Annotated in this window: 6 protein-coding genes; 4 read left to right on the plus strand and 2 right to left on the minus strand. The window is 62.7% G+C overall.

Translation table 11 applies throughout. From position 1 onward, the window contains the following. The first annotated feature begins 100 nt into the window (after positions 1-100). Positions 101-1,504, plus strand: a complete 1,404-nt coding sequence (locus tag HX881_RS13515) for an MATE family efflux transporter (RefSeq protein ID WP_017125710.1) — start codon at positions 101-103, stop codon at positions 1,502-1,504. 21 nt (positions 1,505-1,525) lie between these two features. Here the strand turns inward: HX881_RS13515 and tusA are convergent, their stop codons facing one another. Further along, on the minus strand, positions 1,526-1,777 hold the full coding sequence (gene tusA / locus HX881_RS13520) for a sulfurtransferase TusA (protein ID WP_017125709.1): 252 nt from the start codon (positions 1,775-1,777) through the stop codon (positions 1,526-1,528). 26 nt (positions 1,778-1,803) lie between these two features. Beyond that, positions 1,804-2,871 carry a 23S rRNA (cytidine(2498)-2'-O)-methyltransferase RlmM gene (gene rlmM / locus HX881_RS13525; RefSeq protein ID WP_177084958.1) on the minus strand — a complete coding sequence of 356 codons (1,068 nt, stop codon included), beginning with the start codon at positions 2,869-2,871 and terminating at the stop codon, positions 1,804-1,806. A 247-nt stretch (positions 2,872-3,118) separates the two neighbouring features. On the opposite strand from rlmM, the gene acnA reads away from it, so the two are divergent. The 3 genes from acnA to HX881_RS13540 all read left to right on the plus strand — a co-directional run bounded on the left by acnA (position 3,119) and on the right by HX881_RS13540 (position 11,946). After that, positions 3,119-5,860, plus strand: a complete 2,742-nt coding sequence (gene acnA / locus HX881_RS13530) for an aconitate hydratase AcnA (RefSeq protein WP_177084960.1) — start codon at positions 3,119-3,121, stop codon at positions 5,858-5,860. Between the two features lie 246 nt (positions 5,861-6,106). Beyond that, a complete protein-coding gene (locus HX881_RS13535) occupies positions 6,107-11,023 on the plus strand; it encodes a hypothetical protein (protein WP_177084962.1) in 4,917 nt (1,638 codons plus the stop codon). A 131-nt stretch (positions 11,024-11,154) separates the two neighbouring features. Then, complete coding sequence (locus HX881_RS13540; protein ID WP_177084964.1) at positions 11,155-11,946, plus strand: CPBP family intramembrane glutamic endopeptidase; 792 nt, start codon at positions 11,155-11,157, stop codon at positions 11,944-11,946. Positions 11,947-12,151: the final 205 nt, after the last annotated feature.

Below are 12,151 nucleotides of genomic sequence, written 5' to 3' on the forward strand. Positions count from 1 at the left end.
AGAAAGCCCATTACAAATGCACTACAAGAGGAAATTTCCTGACCTTGGCGTCAATGCGTAGAATCCCCGGTTTTCTTCGCAACACTTGGATACATCACTGGTGAACACCGTTACTGCTCCCCTGGACGCCCAGCCCCTCAGCCGCCCGGCACGGGTGCGCCTGGAAGTGCGCAACCTGCTGGGCCTGGCCCTGCCGATCATCATTGCCCAGCTGGCACACACCGCCATGGGTTTTGTCGACGCGGTCATGGCCGGGCGCGTCGGCCCCCGGGACCTGGCGGCCGTGGCGCTGGGCAACTCGATCTGGGTGCCGGTGTTCCTGCTGATGACCGGCATCCTGCTGGCGACCACGCCGAAAGTCGCCCAGCGCCATGGTGCCGGCACGCCGGCCGAGATCGGCCCGCTGGTGCGCCAGGCCCTGTGGCTGGCGCTGGTGGTGGGCCTGGGCGCGGGCGTGATCCTCTACAACGCCGAGCCGGTCCTGCACCTGATGAAAGTCGATCCGCAACTGATCGGCCCGTGCATGGACTACCTGCGCGGCATCGGCACCGGCCTGCCGACGGTGGCGCTCTATCATGTGCTGCGCTGCTGCAGCGACGGCATGGGCCGCACCCGGCCGAGCATGGTCCTGGGCCTGTGCGGGCTGGCCCTGAACATTCCGTTGAACTACGTCTTTATCTACGGCCACCTCGGCGTACCGGCCATGGGCGGTCCCGGTTGCGGCTGGGCCACGGCGATCGTGATGTGGGTGATGCTGTTCGGCATGACCGGCTGGGTGCGCTGGGCCAAGGTCTATCAACCGAGCCAGGTGTTCAGCCATTTCGACTGGCCGCAATGGCCGGTGATCAAGCGTCTGCTGGGCATCGGCCTGCCCATCGGCATCGCGGTGTTCGCCGAGTCGAGCATCTTCGCGGTGATCGCCCTGCTGATCGGCAGCCTGGGTGCCCATGTGGTGGCCGGGCACCAGATCGCCCTGAACATGAGCGGGCTGGTGTTCATGGTCCCCTACTCCCTCGGCATGGCCATCACCGTGCGCGTCGGCCAGGCCCTGGGCCGCGGGCAACCACGGGAAGCACGCTTCACCGCCGGGGTCGGGGTGGCCACCGCGCTGGTCTATGGCTGTATTTCCGCCAGTCTGATGTTGCTGCTTCGCGAGCCTATCGCGACGGTCTACACCCGCGATCCGGTGGTGATCCAGGTGGCGAGCATGCTGATCGTGTATGCGGCGCTGTTCCAGATCTCGGATGTGATCCAGGTCACCGCCGCCGGGGCGTTGCGCGGCTACCAGGACACCCGGGTGACCATGATCCTGACCCTGTTCGCCTATTGGGGAATCGGCCTGCCGGTGGGCTACGCCCTTGGCCTGACCGACTGGTTCGGTGCACCGAGCGGCCCCAGCGGGCTGTGGGTGGGGTTGATCGTCGGGCTGTCGTGCGCGGCGGTAATGCTGTCGATCCGCCTGGCACGCAGTGCGCGCAAGCGGATCCGGATGAGCCGGGGCTAGGCTCCGGCAGGTCGTGGCCGTCTAGCCGAGCTTCTTGCGGATCCAGTACAGGTAAGTGCCGGACTCTTCCCGTTGCTCCACCAGTTCGTGATCGAGGAACACACAGAACTTGGGGATATCGCGACGGGTCGACGGGTCGGTGGCGATCACCTTGAGCAGGCCGCCGGGCTGCAGGTCGCGGATATGCTGGTGCAGCATCATCACCGGCTCGGGGCAGTTGAGGCCGGTGGCATCGAGGGTGCCGTCAACATTGGGGTCATGGGGCTGGGTCATGCTTAACTCCTGAAACCGGTTCGGCATTATCGCGGCTTTTTCATATCCAGTCGACGCAGATGGCAGGTGACTTCCTCACGGTCGTGATACAGCTGCTTGCAGCCGATCGCCACCCGGATGCCGCGGGCCTTGAAGCCTTCCTCGATCCGCTCCAGCAGGCGCCGGACCTCGGCATAACGCTGCTTCATCGGCAGCTTGAGGTTGACCACCGCTTCGCGGCAATGCCCCTCGCCGATCCAGGTTTCCAGCAAGGCGGCATTGCGCGCCGGCTTCTCGACGATGTCGCAGACCATCCAGTCCACCGGCTGTTTCGGCTTGAAGGTAAAGCCGTCGACCATGAGGTGCTGGACCAGCCCGGTGTCCATCAGGCTTTCGGCCATCGGGCCGTTGTCGATGGCGGTCACCAGCATGCCGCGATTGACCAGTTGCCAGGTCCAGCCACCAGGGGCCGCGCCGAGGTCGACGCCGGTCATGTCGCCATTGAGCCGCTCTTCCCACTGATCGCGGGGGATGAAGTGGTGCCAGGCCTCTTCCAGCTTGAGGGTGGAGCGGCTCGGCGCGTCCTTGGGAAACTTCAGGCGCGGGATACCCATCGGCCACATCGCCGAATTATCCGCCTCGGCCATGCCGAGAAAGACTTCCCTGCCGCTCTTGAAGGTCAGCAGCAAGCGCGGCTTGCCGGCATCCTCCACCAGCTTGCCGGCCTGGGTCAGGGCCTTGCGCAACGGCCCTTCGAATTTCTTGCAGAAGTTCGACAGTTCCTTGCCGTCATTGGTATCGACCACCTCCAGCCAGAGGCTGCCACAGAGCGGGAATGTCGCCAGTTGGGCAAGGATCACGCTGATGCGGTCGGTTTCCGGCAGGTCGATGAAGCTGCCCCGGGCCCACTGGCGCGGGAAGATCAGGTCGGCAAAGCGCAGGCCGGCCATCAGCCGCGCGGCGCCATCGTCCTCGGTGCAGACGAATTCGGCATAGGCGCTGCTGGCCTTGGCCTTGGCGTAACCGGCGACATTCAGGTTCGCGGCGTGCTCGGAGATCTCGGAACAGACTTCGCCTTCGAAACCTGGCCGGCAGTGCATAAAGAGGGTGTTCACAAAAAATTCCTGGGCTGGGCGACTGTGACGAGGAGGCTTGCACGGACTCTGCGACCTCATCGCCGGCAAGCCGGCTCCTGTAATCGAAGCCAAGCCTGTCATTTAAACCTGCGCATGATAGCCGAGTTCGGAACCTTGGACTGCCCCATAGAGTCCAGTGATTAGCCAGATCCCCCGAACGGAGCTAGATTCAAGGCTCTGTTCGTTCCACCCGGCCCGTGCCGTGCGGGCCTCAAGGAGTCATTTCATGTCATCGCTCGATAGCCTGAAAACCCTTAAAACCCTGAATGTAGGCACCAAGACCTACCACTACTTCAGCCTGCCGCAAGCCGCCCAGTCGCTCGGCGACCTGGACAAGTTGCCGATGTCGCTCAAGGTCCTGCTGGAAAACCTGCTGCGCTGGGAGGACGGCAAGACCGTCACCGGCACCGACCTCAAGGCACTCGCCACCTGGCTCAAGACACGCAGCTCCGACCGGGAAATCCAGTACCGCCCGGCCCGGGTCCTGATGCAGGACTTCACCGGCGTGCCGGCGGTGGTCGACCTGGCCGCCATGCGTGCCGCCGTGGCCAGGGCCGGCGGCGATCCGCAGCGGATCAACCCGCTGTCGCCGGTCGACCTGGTGATCGACCACTCGGTGATGGTCGACAAGTTCGCCACAGCGGCGGCGTTCGGCCAGAACGTCGATATCGAGATGGAGCGCAACGGCGAACGCTATGCCTTCCTGCGCTGGGGCCAGAGCGCCTTCGACAACTTCAGCGTGGTGCCTCCGGGCACCGGCATCTGCCATCAGGTCAACCTCGAGTACCTGGGGCGCACGGTCTGGACCAAGGACGAGGACGGCCGCACCTATGCCTTCCCCGACACCCTGGTCGGCACCGACTCCCACACCACCATGATCAACGGCCTCGGCGTGCTCGGCTGGGGCGTCGGCGGCATCGAGGCGGAAGCGGCGATGCTCGGCCAGCCGGTGTCGATGCTGATTCCCGAAGTGATCGGTTTCAAGCTCACCGGCAAGCTCAAGGAAGGCATCACCGCCACCGACCTGGTGCTGACCGTGACGCAGATGCTGCGCAAGAAAGGCGTGGTCGGCAAATTCGTCGAGTTCTACGGCGACGGCCTGGCCGAACTGCCCCTGGCGGACCGCGCGACCATCGCCAACATGGCCCCGGAATACGGCGCCACCTGCGGTTTCTTCCCGGTGGACGAGGTCACGCTGGATTATCTGCGCCTGTCCGGTCGGCCGGCAGCCACCGTGGAGCTGGTGGAGGCCTACAGCAAGACCCAGGGACTCTGGCGTCTGCCGGGCCAGGAGCCGTTGTTCAGCGACAGCCTGGCCCTCGACATGGGCAGCGTCGAGGCCAGCCTGGCCGGGCCGAAACGCCCGCAGGACCGGGTCTCGCTGCCGAATGTCGCCCAGGCCTTCAGTGACTTCATGGGCTTGCAGCTCAAACCCGCGAGCAAGGAAGAAGGTCGCCTGGAAAGCGAGGGCGGCGGCGGTGTCGCCGTCGGCAATGCGGATCAGGTAGGCGGCGTCGACTACAGCTATGAAGGCCATACCTACCGCCTGAAGGATGGCGCGGTGGTGATTGCCGCCATTACCTCCTGCACCAACACCTCCAACCCCAGCGTGATGATGGCCGCCGGACTGCTGGCGAAGAAGGCCGTGGAGAAAGGCCTGAAGCGCCAGCCCTGGGTCAAGAGCTCCCTGGCCCCCGGCTCCAAGGTGGTCACCGACTACTACAAGGCCGCCGGTCTCACCCGCTACCTCGATGAACTGGGTTTTGCCCTGGTCGGCTACGGTTGCACCACCTGCATCGGCAACTCCGGACCACTGCCGGAACCGATCGAGAAAGCCATTCAGCAATCGGACCTGACCGTCGCCTCGGTGCTGTCCGGCAACCGCAACTTCGAAGGCCGCGTCCATCCGCTGGTCAAGACCAACTGGCTGGCCTCGCCGCCGCTGGTGGTGGCCTACGCCCTGGCGGGCAGCGTGCGCCTCGATATCAGCCGCGAACCGCTGGGCACCGGCAGCGATGGCAAGCCGGTGTACCTGCGCGATATCTGGCCGAGCCAGAAGGAAATCGCCGACGCCGTGGCCCAGGTCAATACCGCGATGTTTCACAAGGAATACGCCGAGGTATTTGCCGGTGACGCCCAGTGGCAGGCGATTGAAGTCCCCCAGGCCGCCACCTATGTCTGGCAGAAGGACTCGACCTATATCCAGCACCCGCCGTTCTTCGACGATATCACCGGGCCCCTGCCGGTGGTCGAGGACATCAAGGGCGCCCGGGTACTGGCGTTGCTGGGGGATTCGGTGACCACCGACCACATCTCCCCCGCCGGCAATATCAAGGCCGACAGCCCGGCCGGACGCTATCTGCGCGAACAGGGCGTGGAACCACGGGACTTCAACTCCTACGGTTCACGCCGCGGCAACCATGAAGTGATGATGCGCGGCACCTTCGCCAATATCCGCATCCGCAACGAAATGCTCGGCGGCGAAGAAGGCGGCAATACCCTGCATGTGCCTTCGGGCGAAAAGCTGGCGATCTACGATGCGGCCATGCGTTATCAGACCGAAGGCACGCCGCTGGTGGTGATCGCCGGCCAGGAATACGGCACCGGCTCCAGCCGTGACTGGGCGGCCAAGGGCACCAACCTGCTGGGCGTCAAGGCGGTGATCGCCGAGAGCTTCGAACGTATCCACCGCTCCAACCTGGTGGGCATGGGCGTGCTGCCGCTGCAATTCAAGCTTGATCAGAATCGCAAGAGCCTGCGCCTGACCGGCAAGGAAACCCTGAGCATCAGCGGCTTGAGCGGCGCCGAACTGCAACCGCGGATGAACCTGCAACTGACCCTGACCCGTGAGGACGGCAGCCAGGAGAAAGTCGACGTGTTGTGTCGGATCGACACGCTCAATGAAGTGGAATACTTCAAGGCCGGGGGAATCCTGCACTATGTATTGCGGCAACTGATTGCTTCCTGAGTATTTCCTGTCATCCCGCGTGAAAGCGTACCGGCCCTGGCCGGTGCGCTTTCCACAGGGCGCAGGTTGCAGACCCGGCCTTTTATTGCCGAATATTATCCTACAGACAAACTGATAGTTTCCTTATTGCGCTGAAACTTCCTCCCGCACCGACAAGTAAGCCAGTAAACTTTCGAGCACTTTCAATTTAAATTCGAGCCTATCTAAACTGGAGGCAAGCCCCACAACTACAAAAAGACAACTTGCATGAACAAGAACTCAATACAATTTGAACAGGCTTTTCTGAAAACCGCTCAATCCCACGCAACTTCGCGCCCGCAACTTGTTCCCCCAGTCTCCGGATACACCGCAGAAACTTGCCTCGCCGCGGCAGCCGCCTCTTTCCTGGCGGTCGTCGACCAGGCCGGAGTTACGGGAGGGCTTTCAGCGTCGGTATTCGATGTCGCCCATTCGAAACTGCTGACGGCGAAAGATGAGTATCGCCACCCTTCGACCACTCTTCGCACGATTCTGGACAAGACCGACAGTTATCTCACCTACGCCTTTGACTTGTTCAGGACGGAAAACAACCTGCCGGACAATTTCTTGTCCGATGATCGCCATGAAGGCCCGAAGAGTTACTGGGCTGACATCAGCCAACCCCTGGTCAAGGTCGCCAGCCAGGCACGAGCCTTGCTGGACGGCACGGAGCAAGACAACTCACGCCCCCTGCCCGATGGACGCCGCTATACCGCGAACAATGTCGAAGTGCCCTGGTACTGCGCCGCGTGCAACCATCTCCTGTATTCATCGCCGGAGGTGTTCATGGATGCGGTCGATGCCGCCACGGCCAACGGAAATTACCGGGAACACTATTTACTGTTCAATGACTGGATCCGCGAAAACCTCGGCAGCATCGACAACAGCCCTTTCAAGGACGAAAAAGACCTGTTGCAGCGTTGCCTGCACTTTCTCGAACGGGCGGACGTGCAACTGTTCTGCGCCAGGCTGCTCAAGGAAATGCTTCCTGAATACGCGAGCCAGATCGGCAGTCGAAGCGACTTGCGACTGACTGCCTATGCCATGGCCCGCTGGTCATACGACGATACCCTGGCGCCTTTCGATATAAAGAGCGAACTCTGCCCGACCGCCATGGAAAACATCGAGGGTGCCGAACGCAAACCCTCAGGCGATGTACTGGGTTTGCCGATCCCGGCGGACGCGCAGCCGGTGGCTGTTCATTTCGCCCTGGGACTCCAGCGTATCGCGCTGGACACCCATACCGGAGGCCTACGCCAAGTCGAGAGCTCCCTGAAGGCATTGGCGGGGCCGGACGACGAAGCGGTTTTCTCCATCCTTCCCCAGGATCCTTGCGCCAGCGTGCTCGGCGAAGAACAACTGCGCACCCGGGCCAGCGAACGCTGGAGCCAGACCCGCAGCATTACCGAGGCTCTCTATCCCTACGCCTTCTACCCCTACGTGGCCATGCACCAGGATATGACGGGGATGACGCCGACACCGCTGATGGCGCTGAAACACGCATCGACTCTCGATGAGGCCAATCGCGCGCTTTCGTACCTCTGTCGCAAGGCGGATCTTCATGTCCTCCTGTCAGACTTCACCGGCATGCGGATCCGATCGGCGGCGGGCGCCTGGGCTATTCTCCGGCGACTGGTGCGCGGCCTTGCAGCCTCCGCGACGGTTATTGCCGACAACGGCTTTTCCTCGATACCGGCATTTATCGCGCCCTGGGTGGCCGCCGATCCGCAGATGGATCTGCTGGAACTGGTGTTCCGAAGCACACTGCTGACACGGCAGTACATCCCCGCCAGTGCCTGGAGGCCCGGGATCGAACCGGCAAAACCGGCTGAAATCCCCGTGGCGGAAACGGTGCTCCTGCTGGAGGACGCGGGCGCCACTTTCGCCGCCAACCGACAACAGCTACAGGACGCCAGCAAGGAAAGCGCGTCGGCACCGGCATTCGCCTCACGCGTGCTCGACAAGATCGGCTTGAGCGCCCCCTTTATCCAGGCGCTGCCGGCGTGGGGCGCGTTCGAACACTACCAGCTACTGCAAGGCTTGCCGAAATTCACGGAATGGGCCGCGCAAATGACCCAGGCCCCGGCATCCGCGACGCCAGCGGCACTGACCCCGGGCGAGCAGGCCTGCCTGCTCGTGGAAACGCTGCTGGATATCGCCTGGCCAGCGGTGAAGGACCTGTGGCAACTGGGCCCCGACCTTGGCGGTACGGTGCCGGGCCCCGAATTCCAGACATGGGGCCATCTCAGGGAACACTTGATCACGCCCATCCACGCACGCCTCATGGACCAGCAAGTGACCGACCAGAAAGGCCACGCCACCTTTCTCGCGGGCCTGCTGCTGCAACGCGCACGCCCGGAACTGTTCCTGCGGGACAGCGACGACCTGACCCTGGATTACCAGAGTGATCCTGCCGCGATCACCCTGCGCTGGGCGGCGCGACTGCTCAACGAAATCACGCCCCGTGCCTCGATGGCCTGTTCGATCGCCGAGGTGGTGGCAATGGCCAAGGGTATCGCCAGGCAGAACGATCTCGATATCGACTCGCAGGAAACAGGCGACGCCGAAAGGCTTTCTTCCGCCAGGGCCCCGGCGGAAAATCCACTCAGCGAGCTGAGCGGCCTCATCCTGGGCGAGCAGACCGCCGCCACCGCGCGCGCCTGGGGTTATGCCAACGCCATGGAATGGCTCGACCTGACCAGGGAGGCAGAAGAACGAAACCAGGCGCAGTTGCTGTCAGTGCAACATGAGCGGGCGCCGGATCTGCGTGCCATGGCGAGCGTGCAACTCTGGGCCCTGGGTGCCGATCCCGATGCGCGCTTCGGCGATCGGGACATCAGTACCCTCGACGCTTTCCTGTGCGGCATGAACATGGTGCAACACGACTATTTCCTGGCCCAGAGAAACGCGCTCCTGGCAAAGTTCACGGAGGACTCGACCCGCTACAGAGAGAAGTACCAGCCCATCGTCAAGTCGCAACTCGAACTGATCTTTCAGGGCCTGCCACTGCAGAAACTGCATGCCCTTGACCGCGGGCGCTGGCGTATCCTCGCCCCCTCGTCACGCCACTCGCTGTTCTACAAGGCCGGAACATTGGCCGTCGTCGAGTTCGAACCGCCGGAGGGCAGTCAAAGCCACTTCCTGAATATCCTGAAAGCGGATGACGGACTGGGCACCAGCTGGATTGATATCTGGAGCCGCTCCGCCATGCTGCTGCCCAAGCCGGCGTCGGTGGGAGGCCGACTGGTAAGAGCCGGTATTCCTGCCGGGGTCGGATTGGAAGCCGGCGAATGGCACGCCGGGCTCAACGCCGGCCGACTCTGCCCAGGCGACCCCGCCAGCACCGCCCGACAGGTCATCGACAAGCTGGTCACGTCGGTATGGGATACGCCCATGATCTGGGAGGTCAGTCATTCCAAGGAGCAAAACACCCTCCCGCCCCATAACCGGGGAGAACGCTTCAGCCTCCTGTCGCTGATTCCGTTCTACGACTACTTTGCCAAACCCGCCGCCGAGCGAAGCAACGAGGACCACCTCGGCCTGGTCATGGAGATTGCCCTCACGGCGCTTCCCGGTGCCAAAGGCGTGGGTTCCGCGGTCAAGACATTGGCCACGGCGGTTCGCGCGGGCCTGCAGACGTCCCTGGGCCAGCGGCTGAGAAACCAGGTGTTCGCCATCGGACAGCACGCGCTCACCAGCGCGGCGGGAGAGACTGTCCGCCGAACCGCCATCGGTGGCTTATGGCAGACCCTGAACAAAGTGGGCAGTGGCGTCAGCGCCGGCCTGGCCAATCAGGCATTCCGACAAGGCCTGCGCAAAAGCGGCCTGCAACTGACCCAAGCCGTGGGCGAGAGCCTTTTTTCCGTCTCGCCCCTTCCCTTGTACAGCCCGCGGACACTCACACGTACCGTCAATAAACTCTGGCACAACATACGCAATGCCAGGGGCCGGACGACGCAGGCACTGCACGACGCCCGGCAGGCGTTCGGACAGCAGCTTGACTCGGCAGGCGACCACATCACCGGCAGGTTCCGCAAGCACAACGGCTGCCCGCGACCTGTTCGCCAGCTCCCGGGCGCGGCCGGGCTGCCCTTCGATAAAATGCTTGCCGCGCCCGCACTGGGCTGCGCCGCCCTGGAAGACACGCTACCGATCAGGCCCCTTCCCAAGCTCGACTTCTTCATTGGCGCGGACACCCGGGTAATCCGGATAAAACGGCGGCCGGAAGCCAACTCGGTCGACGTACATGCCTTCTACAGTAAGACCAACAATCAGCCGGGCACGCTGCCCACGCAGAAGTTTCTGGTGAAGAGTCCGGACGAGACCTGGAGCATTGCCGTCCGTGATGGCGATAACGCCTGGGCGGCGCTCAGTTCCAGGCAACTCACTCAATACCACGGAAAAATAGAAAGCATCCTTCCCAGTCGTGCACTGCGGAACAAGTTCTATGTGCAAATGCAGGGAGACAGCCTTCAATCAACATCCTGGAAAAAACTCCATGAGACAACATTGCAGGAGGCAAAAACATCTACGCCTACGTCTGCACCTGCAACTTCCACGGATATCCTTTCACGGCAGAAACGCCCGGCGCCCGAGAGCGCCGAATCGCCGCCGGTGACCAGTCGACACTTCGAGAGTGTTCCCCATTGTCCGAACTTGAGAAGCCGGGAGATTCCAAGGTCGGAGTGGAGCGAGTTCATGTACAAGTACATGGGCCGGGACAAATACGCCGCCATTCGCGGAAGTGGCTACGGTACGGCCTTGCACATGCACCTGCCGGTCACCCGGCAAAGTCCGTTGGGCGACTTTACCCGTACCGACTATGGCATCTACGTGACCGACCTGGCACCGGGCAGCCTTGCACCGGAGAAACTCTCCCAGAATATCTTTGGCAAACTGCACGGGCGCACCCAGCAGAAGGCACGCGTCTCTCATTACTTCGAATTGAGAACATCCGAACTGCCGGAAGGCTGGACCTTGCACAAGATTTCCGGCGAAGGGCTCTCGGGCGACAATATCTTCCTGATCAAGGGTCCGCTGCAAAATGGCGTCATGCCCGACCTGCCCTTGAAAGGCTCGAAATTCAAGGAGCCGCTGAAGATCGTGTCCAGCCACGGCAAATACCCGCCTCCGGCACAGCCGTAATCGCCCTCGAGCGTGGTTGAAAAAACACCGGCCATGCCGGTGTTTTTCATTGGCCAGGCGCTCTGGACCGGACGTTATAATCCCTCGCCCAGACGACCGGGCTTTACTGTTCAACGACTCGAGGACCCTGCATGTCTGCTCTGCCCTGGGCTTACCTGGCCCTGCTTTCCCTTGGTTATGCCCTGGCACTGAGCGTGGGCCACCTGGGCCTGCCCAGCCTGATCGCCTTCGCCCTGCTGCTGGCCTCCGGCGCCGCGGCATTCCAGCAACGCAATCGCCCGCTGCGTTACCTGGGCCACGGCCTGTTCCTGCTGGTCGCCGCCGGCCTCGCTCTGCACTGGCTGCCGGGCTTCGGCAATGGCCGGATGATCAGCGCGGTGCGCTTCACCCCGGATGCCGTGCCATTCACCCTGTACCTCAATCTCGACAAGCCGCTGATCGGCTTCTGGTTGCTGCTGGTCTGCCCGTGGCTGGTCCGGCAGCGTCCGCCGGCACGGGTGCTGGGCACCACGGCGATTGCCGGGGCCGTGACATCGCTACTGGCCCTGGGCGGCGCCGTCATCCTGGGCATCGTCGACTGGGCGCCGAAATGGCCGGAACAGGGCTGGCTCTGGCTGCTGAACAACCTGCTGCTGGTGAGCCTGGTCGAGGAAATCCTGTTTCGCGGCTATATCCAGGGCGGCCTGGGTCGCTGCTTCAAGTCCTTGCCCCGTGGCGAGACCCTGGCGCTGCTGGGCGCCGCGCTGATCTTCGGGCTGGCGCACCTGGGTGCCGGCTGGCAATGGGTGTTACTGGCGACACTGGCCGGCGTCGGCTATGGTCTGGCCTACCGTTTTGGCGGTTTGGCCGCGGCCATCGCCACCCATGTCGCGCTTAATACGCTGCACTTCGTTTTCTTTACTTATCCGATGTTGCAACCGTGATAAATGGAACGGAAGTACTCGATGGGTATTTCCGTTCGGTCAAATCGCAAACGGAAAAATCAACGCGTTAACTTCACGCGTGTTCGACTCGTATTCAAGGACGAGTACGAGTGCGCAAGGGCGAAAATGTGAACCGGCGCTGAAAGTTGAAAAATATATTCAATATTTCCCCTGCCTTGCCGAAAACCTGTCAAAGCCTTGCGGA

Origin of the sequence: Pseudomonas gingeri (genome assembly GCF_013386115.1) — a bacterium.
Taxonomy (GTDB): domain Bacteria; phylum Pseudomonadota; class Gammaproteobacteria; order Pseudomonadales; family Pseudomonadaceae; genus Aquipseudomonas; species Aquipseudomonas gingeri.

What these genes read in the sequence shown, in the direction of transcription:
- tusA (WP_017125709.1), bottom strand. Translation starts at nt 1,777, where the DNA reads ATGACCCAGCCCCATGACCCCAATGTTGACGGCACCCTCGATGCCACC.
- acnA (WP_177084960.1), top strand. Translation starts at nt 3,119, where the DNA reads ATGTCATCGCTCGATAGCCTGAAAACCCTTAAAACCCTGAATGTAGGC.
- HX881_RS13535 (WP_177084962.1), top strand. Translation starts at nt 6,107, where the DNA reads ATGAACAAGAACTCAATACAATTTGAACAGGCTTTTCTGAAAACCGCT.
- HX881_RS13540 (WP_177084964.1), top strand. Translation starts at nt 11,155, where the DNA reads ATGTCTGCTCTGCCCTGGGCTTACCTGGCCCTGCTTTCCCTTGGTTAT.